Annotated in this window: 18 protein-coding genes; 8 read left to right on the top strand and 10 right to left on the bottom strand. The window is 65.9% G+C overall.

Going from position 1 to position 20636, the window contains the following annotated elements:
- Positions 1 to 30: 30 nt before the first annotated feature.
- Positions 31 to 645, top strand: a complete 615-nt coding sequence (locus tag GV161_RS26790; protein WP_152014901.1) for a tyrosine-type recombinase/integrase — start codon at positions 31 to 33, stop codon at positions 643 to 645.
- A 394-nt stretch (positions 646 to 1039) separates the two neighbouring features.
- The gene (locus tag GV161_RS26785) at positions 1040 to 4786 is read left to right on the top strand and encodes a DUF2339 domain-containing protein (RefSeq protein WP_152014900.1); all 3747 of its coding nucleotides are present in this window, start codon (positions 1040 to 1042) and stop codon (positions 4784 to 4786) included.
- A 482-nt stretch (positions 4787 to 5268) separates the two neighbouring features.
- Here the strand turns inward: GV161_RS26785 and GV161_RS26780 are convergent, their stop codons facing one another.
- The 7 genes from GV161_RS26780 to GV161_RS26750 all read right to left on the bottom strand — a co-directional run bounded on the left by GV161_RS26780 (position 5269) and on the right by GV161_RS26750 (position 11601).
- Complete coding sequence (locus tag GV161_RS26780; protein ID WP_152014899.1) at positions 5269 to 6084, bottom strand: creatininase family protein; 816 nt, start codon at positions 6082 to 6084, stop codon at positions 5269 to 5271.
- 7 nt (positions 6085 to 6091) lie between these two features.
- Complete coding sequence (locus tag GV161_RS26775) at positions 6092 to 6784, bottom strand: ABC transporter ATP-binding protein (protein ID WP_152014898.1); 693 nt, start codon at positions 6782 to 6784, stop codon at positions 6092 to 6094.
- Complete coding sequence (locus GV161_RS26770) at positions 6774 to 7532, bottom strand: ABC transporter ATP-binding protein (RefSeq protein ID WP_152014897.1); 759 nt, start codon at positions 7530 to 7532, stop codon at positions 6774 to 6776. Before GV161_RS26770 ends, GV161_RS26775 begins: the two co-directional genes overlap by 11 nt.
- Positions 7529 to 8515: a branched-chain amino acid ABC transporter permease gene (locus tag GV161_RS26765; RefSeq protein ID WP_152014896.1), complete on the bottom strand. Its 987-nt coding sequence runs from the start codon at positions 8513 to 8515 to the stop codon at positions 7529 to 7531. Before GV161_RS26765 ends, GV161_RS26770 begins: the two co-directional genes overlap by 4 nt.
- Positions 8512 to 9372: a branched-chain amino acid ABC transporter permease gene (locus GV161_RS26760; protein WP_280179050.1), complete on the bottom strand. Its 861-nt coding sequence runs from the start codon at positions 9370 to 9372 to the stop codon at positions 8512 to 8514. Before GV161_RS26760 ends, GV161_RS26765 begins: the two co-directional genes overlap by 4 nt.
- A 25-nt stretch (positions 9373 to 9397) precedes the next feature.
- On the bottom strand, positions 9398 to 10600 hold the full coding sequence (locus GV161_RS26755; protein WP_201303056.1) for an ABC transporter substrate-binding protein: 1203 nt from the start codon (positions 10598 to 10600) through the stop codon (positions 9398 to 9400).
- 236 nt (positions 10601 to 10836) lie between these two features.
- Positions 10837 to 11601 carry an FCD domain-containing protein gene (locus tag GV161_RS26750; RefSeq protein WP_152014893.1) on the bottom strand — a complete coding sequence of 255 codons (765 nt, stop codon included), beginning with the start codon at positions 11599 to 11601 and terminating at the stop codon, positions 10837 to 10839.
- Positions 11602 to 11788: 187 nt separating this feature from the next.
- Between GV161_RS26750 and GV161_RS26745 the strand changes: the two genes are divergently transcribed.
- Genes GV161_RS26745 through GV161_RS26730 form a run of 4 tightly spaced genes read left to right on the top strand, consistent with a single transcriptional unit; the run spans position 11789 to position 14657 of the window.
- On the top strand, positions 11789 to 12127 hold the full coding sequence (locus GV161_RS26745) for a hypothetical protein (RefSeq protein ID WP_152014892.1): 339 nt from the start codon (positions 11789 to 11791) through the stop codon (positions 12125 to 12127).
- Positions 12120 to 12959, top strand: a complete 840-nt coding sequence (locus tag GV161_RS26740) for a hypothetical protein (RefSeq protein ID WP_152014891.1) — start codon at positions 12120 to 12122, stop codon at positions 12957 to 12959. The genes GV161_RS26745 and GV161_RS26740 overlap by 8 nt, the downstream gene beginning before the upstream one ends.
- Position 12960: 1 nt before the next feature.
- Positions 12961 to 13692 (top strand): isochorismatase family cysteine hydrolase, encoded by a 732-nt coding sequence (locus GV161_RS26735; RefSeq protein WP_159650444.1) that lies wholly within the window; start codon positions 12961 to 12963, stop codon positions 13690 to 13692.
- The gene (locus GV161_RS26730; RefSeq protein ID WP_152014889.1) at positions 13689 to 14657 is read left to right on the top strand and encodes an amidohydrolase family protein; all 969 of its coding nucleotides are present in this window, start codon (positions 13689 to 13691) and stop codon (positions 14655 to 14657) included. Before GV161_RS26735 ends, GV161_RS26730 begins: the two co-directional genes overlap by 4 nt.
- A gap of 69 nt (positions 14658 to 14726) precedes the next feature.
- Here the strand turns inward: GV161_RS26730 and GV161_RS26725 are convergent, their stop codons facing one another.
- Positions 14727 to 15716: a LysR family transcriptional regulator gene (locus GV161_RS26725; protein ID WP_244624097.1), complete on the bottom strand. Its 990-nt coding sequence runs from the start codon at positions 15714 to 15716 to the stop codon at positions 14727 to 14729.
- A gap of 32 nt (positions 15717 to 15748) precedes the next feature.
- Between GV161_RS26725 and GV161_RS26720 the strand changes: the two genes are divergently transcribed.
- The gene (locus GV161_RS26720) at positions 15749 to 16663 is read left to right on the top strand and encodes an NmrA family NAD(P)-binding protein (RefSeq protein WP_152014888.1); all 915 of its coding nucleotides are present in this window, start codon (positions 15749 to 15751) and stop codon (positions 16661 to 16663) included.
- A gap of 71 nt (positions 16664 to 16734) precedes the next feature.
- Positions 16735 to 17922: an MFS transporter gene (locus GV161_RS26715; protein WP_159650442.1), complete on the top strand. Its 1188-nt coding sequence runs from the start codon at positions 16735 to 16737 to the stop codon at positions 17920 to 17922.
- Positions 17923 to 18543: 621 nt separating this feature from the next.
- On the opposite strand, the gene GV161_RS26710 is transcribed toward GV161_RS26715, so the two are convergent.
- Positions 18544 to 19758 (bottom strand): Xaa-Pro peptidase family protein, encoded by a 1215-nt coding sequence (locus GV161_RS26710; protein WP_152014886.1) that lies wholly within the window; start codon positions 19756 to 19758, stop codon positions 18544 to 18546.
- A gap of 61 nt (positions 19759 to 19819) precedes the next feature.
- Positions 19820 to 20536, bottom strand: a complete 717-nt coding sequence (locus tag GV161_RS26705) for an ABC transporter permease (RefSeq protein ID WP_244624096.1) — start codon at positions 20534 to 20536, stop codon at positions 19820 to 19822.
- Positions 20537 to 20636 lie beyond the last annotated feature (100 nt).

Genomic DNA, 20636 nt, shown 5'->3' with positions numbered 1-20636 from the left:
TGGATGCGGCGTCCCGATGGAGGACGCATCATGCTTGTCGAAGCTCAGCAGACCCATCAGCGCCCGGCTTGGAATACCCGCCGCATCATAGGCCCGAAGCCGCCGCTTAAGCCGCGTCATATCTGGGCGATCAGGACACGGCTGCAGCATGAACATCGTGTGCGTGACCTGGCGATGTTCAATCTCGCCATCGACAGCAAGCTGCGTGGCTGTGATCTCGTTCGGCTTCGTGTGGCTGATGTTGTGCTCGGCGGAACCGTGAGGCTGAGGACGTCAATCATACAGCAGAAGACCGGCCGGCCGGTGCCATTCGAGCTGACCGATACGACGCGAGAGGCGCTAACAGCTTGGCTCAGAAGACGACCAGCGGCAACTGGCGATTGGCTCTTCCCGAGTCGCAGCCGACCTGGCGATCACGTAACGACCAGACAATACGGTCGCCTGCTTGACGGCTGGATCGCCTTGATAGGCCTCGATCCCGCGCTCTATGGAACACACAGCCTTCGGCGAACGAAAGTTGCCTTGATCTATAAGCGCACCGGCAACCTTCGCGCCTGCCAGTTGCTGCTTGGGCACTCCAAGCTGGAAAGCACCGCCCGTTACCTCGGCATCGAAGTCGACGATGCGCTTCTCCTTTCGGAGTAAACAGACCTATGAGCTGTGGCACGGCGGGCTCCCGCCGTGCCAGGCCCGCCCTTCGACCCACGGCAAACTCGGGTCGACAGATGCCCCTCAGCCCGATAGCCGCGGATGTCCGCTTCCAGGCAATGTGCCAATGTCCGCTTCTGGCGCCACGCGGTCGGCTAGAGGCGCCGTCCTAATGAGCGGAGTGTCACGCAGATCGAGCCTGAATTTCTTCAGTATTTCCAGGGTGAAGTACGGGGTGGGTCACAATCCGAACGTCGCGTGTGAATTTGCCGTGGTTAGCGAAGACCGCCAAAGGGCGGCCGGCGGCGGCCCGCCATGACAACCCCGATCCACCGCGATAGTTTGGCTGTACGCTTCGAATGCCGCGCCGACCGGAGGCCGATCAATCGTCATGGAATGGGGGATTCTCGGCCTACTTCTCGGTCTCTTCTTTTTCGTGATCGTTCCGTGGGTGGCTCTTCGGGCCTCCGGACGCAGCAACACAGCCCTCGATCAGATCGCGCAGCTGAAGACCGAGCTGGCCGTGCTCCGGGAGGAGCTGGCGGCGCTGAGAGGCGGAGGCGTTCCAGTCCTCGCCGCCGCGCCGGCTACAGAGGTCGCGCATTCCGAGACAGCGCTGGAAGCCGAGTCGCCGCTGTCGGCCGAGATGCAGGCGCCCAAGCCGCAGCTTGCGGCCGAAGCCGCCTCGCCCGAAGCCGAGGCGCTCGAGCCGCTGGCTTCCCCGGCGGAAACGATCCCGCTGGCGGCGCGGATGGCGGCCGAAGCTCACGTCGAGCCCGCGCTAGCACTTGAGCGCTTCGAGGAGGAGGCCCTCCAAGAGCAGTACGCGCGAGAAGCGCAAGAGGCGCCGCAGGAGCCGGAGGCGCAGATCGGGCCGCCACTGCCGCGGCGCGACATCGAAGAGACGATCGGCTCGCGCTGGGCCGTCTGGATCGGCGGCGTCGCGCTGGCCTTCGGCGGGCTGTTCCTGGTCCGCTACTCGATCGAAGCCGGCCTGTTCGGTCCCGGCGTGCGGCTGCTGATGGGCGCCGTCTTCGCCTTGCTGCTGGCCGGGGCCAGCGAATATCTGCGCCGCCGCGAGGCGCCACTGCCCTTCAACGCGCCCGGCGCGCTGGGTAACGCCAACATCCCCTCCGTGCTGGCCGGCGTCAGCGTGCTGGCCGGCTTCGGCGTCGTCTTCGCCGCCCACGCCATCTACGGCTTCATCGGCCCGACGCCCGCCTTCGCGATGATGGCACTGATCGGCCTTGCAGCCCTCGCCGCTTCGCTGCTGCACGGGCCGGCGCTCGGGCTCTTCGGACTGGCCGGCTCCTATGTCACCCCTTTCCTGATCGCGAGCACGGCCCCGGCCTTCGCCTCGCTTTCGCTCTTCATCGCCTTCGTAACGGCCACCGCCTTCCTGCTGCATTTGCGGCGCCCGAGCCGTGTCGTCACGCTGGCGGCCGTCGCCGGCCACGGCGCCTGGACCGTGCTGATCGCCTTCACCATGCGTGGGCTGCTTTGGCCCTCCTTCCTCGTCGGCGCCGGCGCCGTCCTGGCCTGGCTGCTGCTGAAGGAGCTGCCGCTGTGGCGAAGGCGCGGCGAGGTCGCAGCCCGGCGTCCGGTCCCATTCGATCTCACCGGCCTCGTCGCCATTGCCGTGCCGCTCGTCATCTCGGGGGTGCTCTGGGTCGGCATGGGCGCGCCGGGGTCGCTGCACCTCGCGATCCTCGCCACGGTCGCGGTCGGCATCGTCGCCGCGGTCCGCCATCGCGACCTCGCGCCGCTAGCACTCGTCGCGGCCGCCGGCGCCGTCGGCATGATCCTGCTCTGGCCGCGCCAGAACGAGGCGCTCGGCCTGTCGCCCGCGACCCTGCTCGACCTGGTCAGGCTGAGCATCGCCCCCGATGCCGGGCCCGGACTGGCCTGGACCGCGGCGCTCTTCGCCGTGGTGATCGGCGGGCTGCCCTTCGCGGCCCTGGTCACGCGGCGCCTGGCCGGCGCCGGGGGCTATGTCGAGCGCGGCTGCCTGGCCTTCGCCTCAGCGCTGGCACCCGTCTGCCTGCTGCTGGCGACGACGCTGCGCGTCAACGGCTTCGAGCGCGCGCCAGGCTTCGCGGCGCTGGCGGCGCTGCTGGTCGCGGTGCTGTTCCTCGCCTCCGAACTCCTGCTGCGGGTCGAGCGTGCCAGCACCCGATCGCCCAATTCGCTCGCCCTGGTCGGCTCCGCAGCCTATGCCGCCGCGGCTGCGATCGCGCTCGGCCTCGCCGTGGCGCTGGCCCTGCGCGAGACTTGGCTGGTGGTCGGCTTCGCGATCGCCTCGGCCGGCCTCGCCATCCTCGCCCGCGCCCGCCCGCTCCCATTGCTGCGGACGATGTCGGCCAGCCTCGCGACCGCCGCCTTCGCCCGCTGGGTCTGGGACCCGATCCTCACCGGAATGGGCTCCCGGCCATTGCTCAACTGGCTGATCCCGGCCTATGCCCTGCCGGCCTTGTGCTTTGGGGTCGCCGCGCTGGCGCTGCGCGGCACGCAGGACCGGCCCAGGATCGTGCATCAGGCGCTCGCCGCCCTCTTCACAGCGGCTTTCGTGCTGCTGCAGGTCCACCAGCTTTTCGTCGGCCCGGATCTGACGCCCGATCTCGCCCGGATCACCGGCCATTATACCCAGCCGCGGAACCGGTTGTTCGAGGAGGTCGCCTGCCTCGTCATCGCGGCAGGACTACTGGGCGCGGGATTCCAGCGCCTGGGCCGGGGCGCGGGCAACGCGGTTTTCCGGATCGCCGGGCTCGCCGCCGCAGCGCTCACGATCCCGCTCGCGATCGGCGGGCTTGGCGCCCTGCTCAACCCGCTCTTCGACGGCACCACGGTCGATGGCTGGCCGGTGCTGAACCGGCTGCTCTGCTACGTCGTCGCCGGCGCTGCGCTCGGCGCGCTCGGCTTCACCACCTCGCGCGAGGGCGGCTCGCCGGTCTCGGATGCGCTGAGCGCCTGCGGGGCCTTCCTGGTCTCGCTTGGCCTCGTACTGATCACCCGCCACGCTTTCGCTGGGCCGCAGCTCTCGCCGGTGGACGGCGCCTCGGTCGGCTATGCCGAATCCGTGATGATCGCCGTCGTGCTGATCGCGCTGACGGCGGCGGCGCGGCTCTGGCACGACGCGTCGAGGGGCCGGATCGCGAGCCTCGCCGTCGTGACGCTTGGCTGCATCTCGATCGGCTGGATCGTCCTCGCCCTCGGCTTCGCGCGCAACCCGTTCCTGGACGGGCGCGCGGTGGAGGGGCCGGTCGTGTTCAACCGCATCTTGTGGGGCTACGGGCTGGCGGCCCTCGTCCTGGCCGGTGCAGGGCTGTGGCTGCGCGACGGCTTCTCCAGGCTTTCGCGCGCCTTCGGCCTGACGGCGGCCATGGCAGCCATTGGCTGCGTCTTCCTGCTGCTGCGCCATGCGCTGCACGGCCCCTCTCTGTCGTCCGAGGTGCCGATCACCCTGGCCGAATCCGGGATCTACGCCGCGCTCGGCTTCATGCTGGCGATCGCCATGATGATCGCGGGTTCGGTGCGTTGGCTGGGACGCAGCGTGCCGGTCGATCCGCTGGCCGCGACGCTCGCCGCCTGCGGCTTCTTCGCCGGCGTCGCCTTCATCGCGTGTCCGGTGGTGACCGACCAGCCTCTGGCCGGCGTGCTGATCCTCGACAACGCGCTGGTCGGCTATCTGCTGCCCGCTGCGTTCGCCTTTGCGGCCTCCGCCTGGGCGCGGGCCCATCTCGGCCGGCCGCTGATCGCGCGGGCCTATGGCGTCGCCGCCATTCTCGGGGCCCTGGCTTATGTCGTCACCGAGGTGCGCCGCACCTTCGTCGGCCCCGACCTATTCAGCGCCGATGTCGGCGCCGGCGAGCTCTACGCCTATTCGGCCGCGATCCTGCTCTATGGCGTCGCGCTGCTGGCGCTCGGTTTCCGGGCCGGGTCGCGCGATCTGCGCCTGGCCTCGCTCGGCATCGTCACCATCGCGATCTGCAAGGCCTTCCTCGTCGACATGTCGGGGCTGGAGGGCCTGCTGCGGGCGCTGTCCTTCATCGGCCTCGGCGCCAGCCTGGTCGCGATCGGCCTCGCCTACCAGCGCCTGCTGCGCCGAGGGACGAGCGCCGCGGCGTCCCTCGGCGCATAGCTGTGTTGTCCATAAAGGGACGATGTCCGCTATGACTTATTGCGCGACGTAGGACCGCTTTCCGGCAGGGAGGCAGAGTCCGCTTCTGGCGCACAGCCGACGAGTGGCCGCGATACAGGTTCGCTTCTGGGTTGGATGGAAATCATGCATGGCGCGAACAGGAACTATCCGCGCGCATCATCGCTATGATCAAAGGATCATACACCGGCGGTATCGCGACGATAAACTCAGGGCTGAGTAGCTGCGATCGATTCCCGGGGAAGCGCGCGCGGCGTGATCGCCGGGAAAATTCGGCCAATTTCCGCAGCCGCGATTGTCATCGACCTCTTTCGGCAGCCTTCCCATCAGCGTCGACCCGTGCCCTGGGTTCGCTAAGGGTCGAGAGCCGACATCCGATTAGCCTCAATGCCGGCGAAACGGGGCTCGACCTTGGTGTGCGCCCAGCAGAGTTTTTGGCTTGCTGCTTGATGAGATCACTCCCCTTAAACCGCTTTCGCCATGACGCGAGCGATCAGGTCGTAATGGCGCCAGAGTTCGGGATCGATCGGGGCCGGTGCGCCGAAATAGCCGTCTGGCGTGACGGCCTTGGCCTCGCTCCCGCCCTTGCGCCAGCGAACGAGATCCGCCTCGCCGAGTTGCGTCGGGATCAGCTTTGGGAGGACGTTGAAATCGACCAGCGCCGGATAGTAGCGCGCCATTGCTGCGGTCTCGAGCTCGTCGGCATGGACACCGAGAATCCCGGTCGTCTTCAACGTATCCAGGCCGTCCGGGCGCTGCCAAGGCACCCAGAACGGTTCGTTGCCGGAACAGCCCAACCGTTCGAACAGGCGCCAGCGCAGCGGCGCATAGAGCCAGCGCGCGCGGCCCGGCCCGCGCTCGAGCTGGTCCAGCATGACCTTGTGCAGCATCCGGTTGTGCTCGAGGTCGCCATGGTGGCTGACGAAGAGGATGTCACGAAAGCCATTTTCGCAGAGCGTGTCGACGATGTCGTTGAGCAGTGCGGCTGCAATCTCGGGCCGGGTGCGGAACGTCGCCGGAAAGGCCGAGAGCACGTGGTTCACACCCCAGTAGAACGGTGGTGCGATGACGAGTTCGCGGCCGGCTTCCGCTGCATAGCGTCGTGTCAGCCGGCACAGCGCGGTCGCGATATGCGCGTCGGTTCCGATCGGCAGATGCGGGCCGTGATGCTCCATTACGCCGATCGGCAGGAGCACGCCCGCCCCGCGCTCGGCCGCAGCGGCGATGGCAGGCCCGGTCATCTCGACCATGGTGCCGGCGTAGAGATCCTGCTCGATCATGACGTCCTCATACCGAAATCAGCGAGCGAACGGCCGCGAAGTCCGCGAGAAGATCACCCGAGGCGCCTTCGCGGACGATCCTGCCGCGATCGAGCACGATCGCCCTGTCGCTAAGCCGCAGCGCATCTTCCGCGTGCTGCTCGACGATGATGATCGCAAAGCCGAACTCCTCTCGCAGGCGCCTGATCGAATGCTCCAACTCCTCGACGATCACCGGCGCCAGGCCTTCGAACGGCTCGTCGAGAGCAAGCAGCCGGGGATTCGTCATCAGGGCGCGGGCGATCGCCAGCATCTGCTGCTCGCCGCCGGAGAGATTGTCGCCATAGTTGCGACGCCTTTCATGCAGGCGCGGGAACATCGCATAGGCCTCCGCCAGCCCGAACCGGCCGGGCCGACGCGCGACCAGCAGATTTTCCTCGACGGTGAGGGAGGCGAAGATGTCACGCTCCTGCGGCACCCAGCCGATACCGAGTGCCGCGCGCCCGCTCGCGTCGCTGCGGCAGATCTCCTCGCCGCGCCAGCGGATCGCACCGGCGGTGACGCGGGCATGGCCCATCAGCGCCAGGATCAGCGTGGTCTTGCCGACGCCATTGCGGCCGAGCACTGCCAGGCCTTCGCCTTCGTCGAGGCGAAAGCCGACATCCTCGATCACGACCGCGTCGCCATAGCCGGCGACCAGGCTTTCGATTTCAAGCAGCATGATCGCCTCGCCGGCCGAGATAGACTTCCCTGACGCGTGGATCGGCCGAGATCTCGGCCGAGGTGCCTTCGGTGAGGATCTGCCCGGCGACCAGAACCGTGATCCGCTCGGCGAAGCGGAAGACCAGGCCCATATCGTGCTCGATGAAGACCACGGTCAGGCTGGCGGGCAGAGCGTGGATGCGCTCGAAGATCGCCGCGCTTTCGGCGGCAGGGACACCGGCCGCCGGCTCGTCGAGCACGAGCACGCGCGGGCGCGCCGCCAAGGCGATCGCGATTTCGAGCAGGCGCTGACTGCCATAGGGCAGCGCCGCGACCGGGCGCTCTGCCAGCGCCAGCAGATTGACGAAGGCGAGGCAGGAACGCGCCTCATCGAGCGCCGCCCGATCGCTGCGCACGGAGCGCCAGAAGACGGCCGTCCGGCGGTTTCGCTCGAGCACGGCGAGAAGGACGTTGTCCAGGACCGTGAGCTTGCGGAAGAGTTGATTGATCTGGAAGGTCCGGGCCAGCCCCATATGGACGCGCTGTGCCTCCGACTGGCCGGTCGCGTCTTCTCCTGCGATCAGGATGCGGCCGGCAGCCGGCTTCACGCTGCCGGTCAGGGCGTGAACCAGCGTCGTCTTGCCGGCGCCATTGGGCCCGATCAGCGCATGGCGCGCGCCGGCGCGGATCGAGAGCGAAACGTCGCGCACCGCCTGGAAGGCCCCGAAGCGGACGCTGAGCGCAGTCGTCGTGAGCGCGGCGGTCATGTACGCCTCCCGAACCGGCCGAAACGCTCGATCAAGCCGCCTATGCCGCCACGTGCCAGAAAGACCGATGCCATCAGAACGATCCCGAGCCCGAGTTGCCAATAGCGCGGACTCACCGTCGAGAGTGCGTCCTTGACCAGCCCGAAAGCGGCGGCGCCGATGCTGACGCCGGCAATGTGACCGGTCCCACCCAGCGTCACCACCATGACGATCTCGGCCGAGCGCTCGAAGCCCAGCATGTCGAGCGAGGCGAAGCGGCTCGTCTGTGCCAGGAGCGCGCCGCCGACGCCGGCGATGGCTCCGGAGAGCAGGTAGCTCACGGCCAGATGGCGCGCGACCGGCGAGCCGATCGCCGGCATGCGCCGCGGGTTCTCGCGGATGCCGCGCAACGCCAATCCGAAGGGAGAGGTCGTCACCCGCCACAGCGCCGCATAGACGAAGGCGAAGACGGTCAACGCGTAAAGAAAGGCCGTCCTTCCCTCGAAGTCGAAGGCAAACAGCCCGAGCAGCGGTGCCACCTCGAAATCCGCGAGCCCGTCGGCACCGCCGGTGAGATCGCGCATCCGGTTGGCGGCTTCGTGGATCAGCGAGGCGACGCCGAGCGTGACCAGAAGCCGGGTGAAATCACTGCCGCGGACCACGATCGGGCTCAGCACCAGGGCGACGAGAGCAGAGATCGACGCGCCCGCCATCAGCCCGAAAAGCGGATCGGTGAAGCCCCATCGCGCGAGGATGGCGCTGCCATAGGCTCCGAGCCCAAGAAAGACGGCATGGCCGAGCGAGACGATGCCGGCATGGCCCTGCAGCAGGTCGTAGGACAGCGCGAAGATCATCAGCACGAGGATCTGTGTCGCCAGGGCGAGATGGTTTGGAAACAGGAAGTAGCTCGCGATCAACGCCGCGAAGATCAGCGGCGTGACCGGGCTGAACGGCAATGCGGGCTTCGACAGGCCGCCATGGCCGGCAGGATTCAGCGCGCTCATGCCGCCCGCCCCTTCAACCCTGCCGGCTTGACCAGCAGCACGGCGACGAGCAGGCCGAAGATCACGAAACCGCCGGCCTCGGGCAGGAGATATTTGAACAGCGCGTCGACCGTGCCGAGGCCGAGCGCCGCCAGCAGCGAGCCCTCGATCGAACCGGCTCCGCCGATCGCGACCACCATCAGCAGCATGGTCAGGTATTTCAGGGCGAAAGCCGGGTCGAGCCCGAGCATCTCGACGGACAGCGCGCCGCCGAGCCCGGCCAGCGCCGCGCCGAGCCCGAAGGTGAGCGCGAACAGGCGCTCGACCTGGATGCCGATCCCTTCGGCGGCACGGCGATTATCGACCGCGGCGCGAATTCTGGCCCCGAACAGCGTGTGCTCGAACAGATAAATCAGGGCGATCGCGGTTGCAGCGCCCATGGCGATCAGGAAGAGACGGTAGCTGGTGATCTCGAGCCCGAGCAGGGCAACGCGCCCAGTCAGCCAGCCCGGCGTCTGGATCGCCTGCTGCTGCGGCCCGAAGATCAGGTTGGCGAGCGCGCCAAGCGCAAAGGCGAGCCCGATCGAGAACAGCACCTGCTCCAACGCGTTGCGCTGGTAGAGATGACGGATGGCGGTCCGCTCGATCACGATGCCGAAGGCGCCGACCACGACGAACACCAATGGCAGGGCAAGAAGGAAGGGAAGGCCGGCTCCGACCACGACCACGGCGAGATAGGCTCCCACCATGGCGAAAGCGCCATGGGCGAGATTGATGAAGCGCATCAGGCCGAGTGTGACCGAGAGGCCGACTGCGGAGAGGAACAGCAGCATCCCGTAGGCGACGCCGTCGACCAGGACGGCAACGAGGCTAGACACCTGGATTGACTCCTTGCCCGCCGGCTCAGCGCGCGGTCTTGCCGGGGTCGACGACGGCCTTGTAGGTCTCGAAAGCCCTGTTCTGCCAACGCCCGTCGAGCTTCTCGCCGCGGCGAATATAGACGTCCTGCACCACATCGCGCGTCTGCGGATCGATGGTGATCGTGCCGCGCGGGCTCGTCAGGGTGAGGCCCTTCATCGCCTCGAGCAAGCCGGCGGCATCGGTCTTGCCACCGGACTTGGCGACGGCCTTGTAGAGCAGGTCCATCGCGTCATAGGCTTGGACCGCGCGGAAGTTCGGGATCGCCGCCGCCCCGGCGACCTCCTTGTAGGCCTTGATGAAGCGCTCGTTCTCGGCGCTTGCGATGCCTGACTGGTAGTGATGGGCCGAGATCACGCCGTCGAGCCCTTCGCCGATCAACGACAGCGAGTTGTCTTCGACCACGTCGCCAGTGACCAGCAGCTTGATACCGGCCCCGGCGAGATTGCGCTCGCGTGCGGCCTTCATGAAGGCCACCGAGACGTCACCGCCGGGATTGAAGGCGAAGAGCGCATCCGGCTTGGCCTCGATGACGCGTTGCAGATAGGGCGCATACTCCATTGAGGTGACGGGAGTGCGGACTTCACCGACCACCTGTCCGCCACCGGCGATGAAGGCCTTCTTGAACCAGGTCTCGGCATCGATGCCCGGCGCAAAGTCGGAGACCATCGTGTAGACGGTCTTGATGCCGTTCTTCGCCGCCCAGTCGCCGAGCGTTGCCGCAGATTGCGGCAAGGTCCAGGAGACACGAACGAAATAGGGCGAGCGTTCGGTGATGATCGAGGTCGCCGCGTTGACGATGATCGCCGGGCGCTTGGCCTCGCCGAGCAGCGAGGCGGCCGACATCGCGTTCGGTGTGAAGCTGTAGCCGATGATCACATCCGCCTTCTCGCGCAGGATCAGTTCCTGCGTCAGTCGGCGGGCGAGGTCGCCGGAGCCTGGCCCCTGGTCGTCGCGCGTGACGATTTCCACCGGCTGTCCTGCCACCGTCTTGCCGTTGAGCTTTTGATAGGCGGCGATGCCCTGCTCATACTGGCGTCCCTCGTTGGCGAAGGTGCCTGACAACGGCAGGATCACCCCGACGACCAGCTTGCCATCGGCGGCAGGGGCCGCTGCCGGCGAAAACCCGGCTGCCAAAGCCAGCCCGAACGTTGCGGCGCGCAGCGCCCAGCCGAAATCCCCGTTCACGATCATCTCCCGTTTCAGATGCAGCGTTGCCCGCTGCCGACTCACGACCTGCGCTTCACCCGCCCCTCTGGCGGTCGTGCGCGAGCCTGCGGAAATCCCGCCCCTTGCCCGATTCCGGGACTGCGACGCCGACGAGGCGTCTGGGTGAGCTCAAAGGATCATCGAAATCGGGGCCTGTCAAATAATTTATGAATTTTCCATTTCACATAAAAAATTGGAAGTGCACAAAAAGACTCTCAGCGACCCCGGCGGCGCTTCGGCGGGCTTGCACCGAGCTGCTCGTCGAGCCTGGCGAGCGTTGCCCGCGCACCACCCTCGATATGCTCAGCGAGCAGTCGGCAGGCCTCCGCCTCGCGGCGGGCAAGGCAGGCTTCGAGAATCGCCTTGTGCTCGGCATGGATCGAGGGTCGCAGCTCGGGATAACGCACCACGGCGCGGCGATAGCGCTCCGATTGCTCGTAGAGCAGGGCGCAGAAATGCAGCAACCAGGGCGAGCCACAAGCCGCTTCGAGCGCATTGTGGAAGGCGTTGTTGCGCTGTTCCCATTCGTCGGCGTAGCTCGCTGGATCGCCAGTCAGGCTCGTCTCCATGCGCGACATGCGGTGATAGGCGGCGACGATCCCGGCCTCCCACTCATCGTCGCCATTGGCGATCGAGCGGGCCAACGCCATCGTCGAGAATCGCTGCCTGAGATCGGCGACATCGAGCAATTCCTCGCGCGACACCGGTGCGACCTGGAACCCGCGCTGCCCTTCGCCGCGCACCAGCCCTTCGACGGCAAGGCGCGACAGCGCCTCCCTGACCGGATTGCGGCCAATGTCGTAGCGCTCCTCGAGCTGGTCCGGCCGCAGCCGCTTTCCGGGCTCGAACTCGCCGACGATGATGTCGCGGCGCAGCTTGATGAGCGCCTCGTCGGCCTGGGTGCGCGGCCCGTCCTGTCTGAGCAGCCAAGCCGAGGGGCCCCAGTCGGGTTTCGGCTGTTTGCTGGCACTATCCGCCATCCATACCCCCTTGCGGGCGCGAATCGAGATCGGCCCGCCTACTCAGTTTCACCTGCAATACACGAAATCAGGTGCATATGGGGTAATTTCTAAGAAGTTGATTTTGCATCAAAAGTGTAAAATTTATAAATTATTGTTGCACGAGGGAATGCCGGCCGCTAAGGATCGCCTGACAGGAGAACTCACGATGGCGAACGAATTCGACCCAGACCTGCCGTCCAACCGGCTGATCTTCGACATCCGCCGCGACAATGATGTCTGGCCGCACTTCAAGGAGCGGCTCGAAGAGCTGATGGAGGCCTATGGCCTCAGCGTGGCAGAGCGCGAGGCGTTCCGCGCCGTCGACGTCCGGCGCCTCGGCGAGCTCGGCGTGCACCCATACTTCCTGCCGCAGGTCACGCGACTCTTTCACGGCGCAGCCGGCAACACGACCAAGAGTGCGGCAGCCGAAGCTTATCGCCGCTCCTTCGGCGATCAGATCGTCGAGCATCGCGACATTTCAAGCGAGGAGAAGCCGCATGGCTGAGTTCGTTTCGATCATGGCCATGGCGCATGCGCCGGGCGTAACGGGCTGGCTCGATTCCTGCCCCGTCTCCGATCAGCAGGCGATCAAGGCCGGCTATGAGGAGCTCGGCCAGATCATGCGCGCGGCGAAGCCGGACGTGATCATCGGCGTCGGCAACGACCATCTGCTCAACCTGCCGCTGAAGAACCCGCCGAACTGGCGCGTCGATTGCGCCTCTGAGTGGACCGGCCCGGCCGAGTTCTTCAAGGCCTGGCTGAAGCAGCCCGGCTACCAGGTCCGCGGCCGGCCGGCGATTGCGGAGATCATCGCCCGCGAGGCGATGGCGGCCGGCCACAAGATCGATCGCGGCGATGGCCTGCTCTTCGACGACAATTGGTCGGTGCCGCTCTGGTATCTCGGCTATGACGTCCCGATCCTGCCGATCCATATGAACTGCATCAATCCTCCGGTTCCCGAGCCGGCCGATTGCATCCGCTTCGGCCAGGAATTGCGGCGGATCGTGCGCGACGTCCTGCCTGCCGGCCTTCGCGTAGGGCTGATGGGCACGGGCGGGCTGTCGCATGAGCCCGGCGGGCCGCGCTACTTCACCATGGATTCGAGGTTCGACCGCTGGTTCCTCGAACTGATGGAAGAAAGCGACGCCGATCGGGTGATCCGCGAGGCGACCGTCGAGCGGATGAACGATGCCGGCGGCGGCGGCACCACCGAGCTCCTCGCCTGGATGGTGGCGATGGCGGCGGCGGGCGGCACCGGCGCACGCTCAGTCTTCTACGTTGCGTCGGCGGAGATGCGTTGCGGCATCGGCGCCAGCGTCTGGTCGGATTTCGCCTGACATGGCCACACCTGAGAAAAGCAGCGCGTTCGCCAGCCGGAGCATCTTGGCGACGGTCGAGGAGCGGCTAGCGCCACAACGCACCGCACTGATCGTCGTCGACATGCAGAACGATTTCTGTGCTCCCGGCGGCTATATCGACGGTATCGGCAAGGACGTCTCCGGCCTCGCCGCCATCGTGCCGCCGCTCAATGGCCTGCTGGCGAGGGCGCGGCGTGCCGGGGTTCCGGTGATCTGGCTGACCGCCTGCTATGAGGAGCGCGAGATCCCGCCCTCGATGATCGCGCAACGGCGCCGGATCGGCGCCAGCGCCATCTGTTGCGAGCGCGGTTCCTGGGGTGCGGGATTCTTCGGCGTCTCGCCGGAGGCGAACGAGACCGTCTTCGAGAAGCACACCTATTCCGGCTTCTCGAATCCGGACTTGGAGCGACACCTGCGGGAATTTGGGCGCGAAGCCCTCGTCTTCGCCGGTGTTCAGACCAATGTCTGCGTCGAATCGACCTTGCGCGAAGCTCATAGCCGCGGCTTCGACGTCGCAATCGTGCAGGACGCCGTCGCCTCGCACGCGGCGGTGCAGCACCAGGCCACGCTGGCCAATGTCGGTTTCCTGCTCGGCGATGTGGTCACGGCAGAGGCCGTCGAGCTGGCCTGGGCTGCTGGACCGGCGGTCACCGGGGGGATGCAGGCGCATCCGCAGGTCCCGGACGCGCTGTTGCCCGGCGGCAACCGATGACTGGCGCAGCGCCGATGCGACGGCGCATCGACATCCATCACCATTTCATACCGCCGCGCTATCGCGAGCTGGTCGGCGCGGATGCGATCGGCCGCACGCTGGTCTCGGGGCAGGCGCCCACCTGGAGCCCGCAGCAGTCGATCGAGGCGATGGACCGCAATGGCGTTTCGCTCGCGGTCGTCTCGATCTCGGCCCCGGGGTTTCAGTGCGACGAGGGCGAGCGTGCGGCGCTGTGCTGCCATTGCAATGATTTTGCCGCGCGGATGCGAAGCGACCATCCGAGCCGGTTCGGCAGCTTCGCGTCGCTGCCGCTGCCGGATATCGAGGCCAGCCTCAAGGAGATCGAACGCGCCTTCGACGAGCTTGAAGCCGACGGCGTCGGCCTGCTGACCAACTACGAAGGACGCTATCTCGGCGATCCCTTGTTCGACCCCATCTTCGAAGCGCTGAACCGTCGCGCGGCGACGGTCTTCGTGCATCCGACTGACACGCCCTGCGGCTGCTGGGTCGGGCTGCCAGCAGCCTCCCTCGAATTCCCGTTCGACACCACGCGTGCGATCGCCAACCTGCTGTTTTCCGGCACGATCGGCCGGTTTCCGAAGATCCGCATGATCTTCTCCCATGCCGGCGGCACGATACCGTTCCTCGCCGGGCGCCTCGCCAGGCTCGAACGCCGGCCGGACTACAAGAAGATGGTCCCTGAGGGCGTGAAGGCGCTGCTCCAGACGCTGTATTTCGATACTGCCCTATCGGCCGAGCCGTCTATGCTGAACCCGCTCTTGGCATTGACGACACCGGAGCATGTCCTTTTCGGCAGCGATTATCCCTACGCGCCCGAGGATGCGATGACCGCAGCCGTGAGATCGCTCGATGCCATGTCGCTGCCGAACTCGGCAACCGATGCGATCCTGGCAGGAAATGCGCTGGGGTTGCTGCCGTCCTTGGGAGTTCGAAGCGGGATTTAGCCGACGCGACCATGCATCGCCGCTATTTTTGGTCAGCTGGGCGCGCGGATTCGGCTTTGCCTGCCGGGCTCATCGATGTCCTTCGAGATTGGTCGGGCTGAGGCGTCGCGCGAGGTGCTCGGCGAAGAGGCGTGCGGCCGGCAGCGGAATCTTGGCTGCCGGCGTCACTGCATGGATCGGGACCTTCTGCGTCTCGTACTCGGCCAGCACGATCTCCAGCTCGCCCCGTTCGACGAGGTCGCGGACCTGCCAGAGCGGGGTGAAGCCGAGCCCCAGGCCGAGCGCAGCAGCCGAGTAAGTTGCGGCAGTGCTGTCGGTCCGCAGCCTTCCGCTTACGCGAATGGTGTGGCTCTCGCCGTCGATCTGAAACGGCCATGCCTCCGACGTCACATCGAGACGGCGCACCAGGCATTGATGATCGGCAAGCTCGCTGGGATGGCTGGGGCGACCATGTTTGGCAAGATACATCGGTGATCCATAGACCACGCGGCGCAAGGCTCCGAGCCGCCGCGCCTTCAGCTCGGAATCGGGCAGGTCGCCGATGCGGACCGCCAGATCGATGCCATTCTCGACCAGATCAAGAAAGCGATCGCTCAGGCTGAGCTCGACCTCGATCTTCGGATATCGCTCAAGGAACTCGGCCAGCGCCGGGACGACATGGACGGGCGCGAACAGCACCGGCGCGCTGATCCGTAGCAGCCCGACAGGCTCGGCGCGCTGGTTGCTGGCCTCCATGCCGGCATCGCTGATCTCGAGAAGCGCCGGCCGGATGCGCGAATAGAAGCGGCGTCCCGCTTCGGTCGGATGCGATCGGCGGGTGGTGCGGCGCACGAGCTCGACGCCGATGCTCTCCTCGAGGGTGGCGAGCGATCTGCTGACCGATTGCAGGGAGCGCCGTAGCGCCCGCGCCGCGGCTGTGAAGCTTCCCTCGTCCAGGATGGCGACGAACGCCTCCAGGTCCTCGAGACGATGCATGAGTTCGCCCAGCCCGATTATATTGTTACTCGATATAATTTCTCCCGAAGCGCCTCGATTATCAATCCTTTCTGCGAGCCTCACATTGAGCTGACGATGTTCAAGGGAGTTCGCCGATGACTGCTGAGATCGACACCGTCCTCGCTGTCGGGGCCCATGGCCGATTTGCCGGCCTCGTCCCGCCCGCGCTGCGATCCAAGGGAATCAAGGTTAGGGCGCTGGTGCGCGACGATGCCGCCGCCGCGGCGGCTCTACGGAATGGCGCTACCGAGCTGGCTCGTGGCGATCTTCGTCACCCCGACACGCTGCTCGCGGCGGTGCGCGGCGTTCAGGGCGTCTTTCATATCGGCCCGGCCTTCGCCCCGGACGAGGCAGAGATGGGCCTCAACATGGTGCGCGCCGCGCGACAGGAGGGCGTGGCGAAGCTCGTCTATTCCTCGGTGATCCAGCCGACTTATGCCAAGCTCCCCAATCACGCGAGCAAGATCGTCGTCGAACAGGCGCTGTTCGAGTCCGGGCTCGACTACACGATCCTGCGGCCGACAAACGTCTTCCAGAATCTGGTCGGCGCCTGGCCCGCCATCGTGAAGACTGCGACCTTTGCCGAGCCGTTCCCGGCGACGATGCGCGTTGCCCGGGTCGATTATCGCGACGTCGCCGAAGCGGCCGCCATCGCCTTCAGCAGCAACCGTCTGTCATACGGTGCCTTCGATCTTTGCGCCGACGGGTCGCCCAATCGCGACGAGATCGTCGCCTTGATGAGCGATGTTCTCGGGCGCCGCATCGCCGCCGCCGAGCCGAACTTCGACACATGGGCCGCGAAAGCGAACCTGCCATATGCCCCCGCGCAGATCGAGGTGCTGCGCCAGGTCCATGCGCATTATGCGGCGCATGGGGCGCCGGGCAACGGCCTCGTCTTGCGAACGATCCTCGGTCGCGAGCCGCGCACGCTGTCGGCCTTCATTCAGGAACTAGCGACAGGCCAAAGCCTCGCGGGCCCGGCCGCGCAACCGATAACGGCTCGGAGCTGACAATGACCGAGGCATCGAATGCAGCGCATCACCGCACCGCGGCTGATCACACGGCGGCGATGACGCCAAGCATGACATTATTCTTCGCGGCGGCAGTCGCGATCACGGTCCTCAACCTGTTCGCTTCGCAACCCCTGCTTGGCCTGATTGGGCCGGCCTTCGGAATGACCCCGGCTGAGGCCAGCGTGGTCACGACCCTGACGCTATTGGGCTATGCCCTCGGGCTGGTCTTCCTAGTACCGCTGGTCGACCTCATACCCAATCGCCGCCTGATCCTGCTGACGTTGCTTTGTTGTGCCGCATCGCTGGTATCGACGTCGCTCGCCCCGACCACCTCGCTTCTTCTGGCGAGCGCGGTCGCGCTTGGCGTGACTGCGACGGCCGTCCAGATGCTCGTTCCCATCGCGGCGGCGCTGGCAGCGCCTGAGGCGCGAGGCCGGGTGGTCGGCAATGTGATGAGCGGGCTGATGGTCGGCACACTGCTCTCGAGACCGCTCGCCAGCCTGGTGGCGGAATTTGCCGGCTGGCGCTCCTTCTACGCGTTGAGCGCCGTTCTCATCGCGGTTTTGACCGCAGCAATGGCGAAGACGTTGCCCGAACGACGGCCTTCGCCCGGCGCAAGCTATGGCTCGCTGATCGCCTCGCTGGGGGCGTTGATCTGGCAGGAGCCGGTGCTGCGCTGGCGCTCTGCCTATCAGTTCCTGCTGATGGGAGCGTTCAGCCTGTTCTGGACCGCGATCGCGTTACGGCTGACGGCCCCGCCTTACGGGCTTGGCCAGGTCGGCTTCGCGATGTTCTCGCTTGCGGCCGTCGGAGCAGTCGTGATCGCACCTGTCGCCGGGCGGCTGGCGGACCGAAACAAGGCGAGCACGATGACGCCACTGTTCCAGGGGGCGGTCGTGCTCGCCTTCCTGCTGGTGGCCGTGGCAGACGGGGCTGGGGGGCTGCTTCCGCTCAGGGCTATGCCAACCCTGTCGCTTGCATTGCTCGGCATTGCCGCGTTCCTGCTCAGTCTTGGTGTCACCGGCGACCAGATCATCGGGCGCCACGCGATCAACATGCTCCAGCCCGAGGCGCGCGGGCGCCTGAACGGCCTCTACACCAGCTTCATGTTCATCGGCGGAGCGCTTGGAGCATTTGCCGCAGGTCCGGCTTGGGATCGCGGAGGTTGGCCTCTCGTCTATTTGCTGGCCTTGGGAGCCGCTTCGATCGCAGCCTTGCTGACGATCGGCGCCAGCTTCGCCGTATCGAAGCGCTGAGCGACGAACCGACTGCGCGAGACCGATTGCCGGATCATGGATGCTGCCTTTTCATCCAGATAACCCGGTCCGGCGCAATTCGGCGGGTGTTACCGTGGATGGCGGCGAGCGCCGTTACACCAAGCGATATCTAGCGAGCCTTTCGCGAGTTGTCCGCGGACCAAGCCGCCTTGGCCATGGCTGCCAATTTGATTAGGGCAGCTGAGCTGCGCGCTGCGAGTGTCTGCTATTTGGCATAGCACCAACGCCGGCAATTGGCGCTTGCCGCTGCATATCGCAGTGTTAGGTCGGCGCATCCCTTTCCCAATTTTACGCAGCATCGGGCATTTGCTCCAGCAGCTTGTCTAGGGAGATCGGTCCAGTGCAGCGCGGGGGGCGCCAAGGCCAGACCGAGCGTCCGAAAACACTCGCTTGGTCTGCTAAGCGGCGCAGGGCGGGTGCGAGCTCACGACCCTACGTGATACTGGGGCTTGGCCCGATCGCCCGTCCAATCGAGGGCTTCGGAGACTCAGGCATCTGAAGACGCGTGTATCGCCGGATGCCATCGTCAGTTGGAAAGTCTGAAGCAGCCCACCGTGCCTCCGGTGGAAGGCACGGTGGGCTTAGCCTAGGCTTCCGCGTCTAGCGAAGCTCATATCCGAAGGGATCGTGCAGTGATGCCGCAGGTTCGCTAAACCAGCGCGCCCCGGCCTCGGTCATGTAGATGATGTCCTCCAGGCGGACGCCGAATTCGCCGTAGATGCAGATCATCGGCTCGTTCGAGAAACACATGCCGGGGCGCAGGAGTGTCTTGTTTCCCCTGACCATGTAGGGAGTCTCGTGGACATCGATGCCGAGGCCGTGCCCTGTCCGGTGAGGGAGGCCCGGCACCTTGTAGCCCGGACCGAAGCCGGCTTCCTCGATGACGCGGCGGGCCGCCCGGTCGACGGCTTCGCAAGGTGCTCCGAGGACAGCTGCATCGAACGCAGCCATCTGGGCCTTCTTTTCGAGATTCCATATCTGGGCTTGCCGCTCGCTCGGCTCGCCGAACACGAAGCTCCGGGTGATGTCGGAGCGGTAGCCGTGGACCTTCGTACTCATGTCAATCAGCACCATGTCGCCATCGCGCAGGACCTGCGGATGCTTGACGCCATGAGGATAGGCCGTGGCTTCTCCAAATTGGGCCGAACAGCTCGTCCAGTTCACTCCGAGCCGGCGATGCGCCTTGTCCAGAAAATCGACCGTCTCCGTGGTGGTCACCCCGGCGCACAGGCCCCTGGCGGCAGCCCGATGAACCGCCATCGTGATGTCCATCGCCTTCTGCATCAACGTCAGCTCGTGCGTGGACTTGATCTCGCGACATAGCGAAGTCAGGGCACCACCACTGGCGAAGCTGAAGGCTCCTGCTGCTTTTCTCAGCTCATCGACCGTGAAAAAGGGCGTTTGCGGATCGAGCGCGACGACGCCCTGGAGCTGCCCCAGGCTGCGTATCGTCTCGATGACGAGCGCTGCGGGATTCTCGTGCTCCTCCCAGCAACGCACGTCGTGGCCGAAGAGCATGAGCTCGCGGGTCTTCGGCTCTTCGAAAGCGGGGCAGATGAAGGCCACATCGCCTTCGACAGGGATGACCATGGCGTGCAGCCGCTCGCTCGGATTGAGCTGGATGCCGGAGAAGTAGGTGAGATTGCTCGTCGCATCGATGTAGAGCGCTACATAGCCGTTCTCGCGCATGTATTTCTGGGCTTGCACGATGCGCTCCCTGTATTCGGCAACCGTGATCGGCTCGACGCCGCCCATGTCCGGTTTGAGCTTTGCAAGTTCCGCGTCGAAGCTCGAACCACCTACGCCGATCGTCATTGGTTTTCTCCGGAATGTCGTTCTGTTGGGAATGGTCACAGGGTGTGCTGACGAGGCCCGGTCATCGGCCCTTGTATCGCCGCTGCACGACGAGGCTCGATAGGCCGGTGAGGGCCAGCGTCGTGATCATGAGGATGAACGCGATCGCTGCCGCAAACGGCCAGTTGTTGTTCTGGGCATATTCTCGATAGAGCATCGGCGCCATCATCTGGAAACGGGATCCGCCCAACAGATAAGGGGTGGCGTAGGCATTCATCGCCAGAATGAAGACGAGGATCGAGCCGGTCCCGATCCCGGGCAGGGAGAGCGGGAGAATGACGTGCCAGAACCGGCGCGCCGGATCGGCACCCAGATTCTCCGCGGCCTCCTCGAGCCTGATGTCGATGCCCTCGATCACGCTCTGCAGGGTCAGGATCATGTAAGGCAGATTGATCGACAGGATCCCGACCGAGACCGCGAAGGTCGTATAGAGCAATGTGGCGCCTGGGCCGCCAAGGGCCGTGTAGGCGGCATCGACGAGCCCGCCGCGACCAAGCACGCCCATCCATCCGAGCGCACGCACGGTTCCCCCGATGAAGAGAGGCAGGATGACGGCCAGCAGGCCGATCGATTTCCATCGGCTTTGCGTTCGCGCCAGCCTGTAGGCAATCGGGAAGGCGAGGACGAGACAAAGCACTGTCGTCGAAAGGGCGATCCCGACGGTTCGTTCGAAGACATTCGTGTAGAATGGATCGGTGACGAAGCGCAGATAATTATCGAGCGTCAGCGCCTCGACCATGAAGGCATGGCGATCGTAGCGATTGAGGCTGTAGCGTGCGAGCAGCGCGAGGGGAACCAGCAAGGTCACGATGACGAGCCCCGTCGCCGGTCCGATCAGA

It is taken from the genome of Bosea sp. 29B, assembly GCF_902506165.1.
GTDB lineage: Bacteria > Pseudomonadota > Alphaproteobacteria > Rhizobiales > Beijerinckiaceae > Allobosea.
The sequence above is the reverse complement of the archived record's forward strand: the minus strand, read 5'-3'. Positions and strand labels throughout refer to the sequence as shown.

What these genes read in the sequence shown, in the direction of transcription:
- GV161_RS26750 (WP_152014893.1), bottom strand. Translation starts at nt 11,601, where the DNA reads ATGGCGGATAGTGCCAGCAAACAGCCGAAACCCGACTGGGGCCCCTCG.
- GV161_RS26710 (WP_152014886.1), bottom strand. Translation starts at nt 19,758, where the DNA reads ATGACGATCGGCGTAGGTGGTTCGAGCTTCGACGCGGAACTTGCAAAG.
- GV161_RS26720 (WP_152014888.1), top strand. Translation starts at nt 15,749, where the DNA reads ATGACTGCTGAGATCGACACCGTCCTCGCTGTCGGGGCCCATGGCCGA.
- GV161_RS26770 (WP_152014897.1), bottom strand. Translation starts at nt 7,532, where the DNA reads ATGACCGCCGCGCTCACGACGACTGCGCTCAGCGTCCGCTTCGGGGCC.
- GV161_RS26785 (WP_152014900.1), top strand. Translation starts at nt 1,040, where the DNA reads ATGGAATGGGGGATTCTCGGCCTACTTCTCGGTCTCTTCTTTTTCGTG.
- GV161_RS26790 (WP_152014901.1), top strand. Translation starts at nt 31, where the DNA reads ATGCTTGTCGAAGCTCAGCAGACCCATCAGCGCCCGGCTTGGAATACC.
- GV161_RS26705 (WP_244624096.1), bottom strand. Translation starts at nt 20,536, where the DNA reads ATGGTCGAGGCGCTGACGCTCGATAATTATCTGCGCTTCGTCACCGAT.
- GV161_RS26740 (WP_152014891.1), top strand. Translation starts at nt 12,120, where the DNA reads ATGGCTGAGTTCGTTTCGATCATGGCCATGGCGCATGCGCCGGGCGTA.
- GV161_RS26745 (WP_152014892.1), top strand. Translation starts at nt 11,789, where the DNA reads ATGGCGAACGAATTCGACCCAGACCTGCCGTCCAACCGGCTGATCTTC.
- GV161_RS26735 (WP_159650444.1), top strand. Translation starts at nt 12,961, where the DNA reads ATGGCCACACCTGAGAAAAGCAGCGCGTTCGCCAGCCGGAGCATCTTG.
- GV161_RS26780 (WP_152014899.1), bottom strand. Translation starts at nt 6,084, where the DNA reads ATGATCGAGCAGGATCTCTACGCCGGCACCATGGTCGAGATGACCGGG.
- GV161_RS26775 (WP_152014898.1), bottom strand. Translation starts at nt 6,784, where the DNA reads ATGCTGCTTGAAATCGAAAGCCTGGTCGCCGGCTATGGCGACGCGGTC.
- GV161_RS26730 (WP_152014889.1), top strand. Translation starts at nt 13,689, where the DNA reads ATGACTGGCGCAGCGCCGATGCGACGGCGCATCGACATCCATCACCAT.
- GV161_RS26715 (WP_159650442.1), top strand. Translation starts at nt 16,735, where the DNA reads ATGACATTATTCTTCGCGGCGGCAGTCGCGATCACGGTCCTCAACCTG.
- GV161_RS26765 (WP_152014896.1), bottom strand. Translation starts at nt 8,515, where the DNA reads ATGAGCGCGCTGAATCCTGCCGGCCATGGCGGCCTGTCGAAGCCCGCA.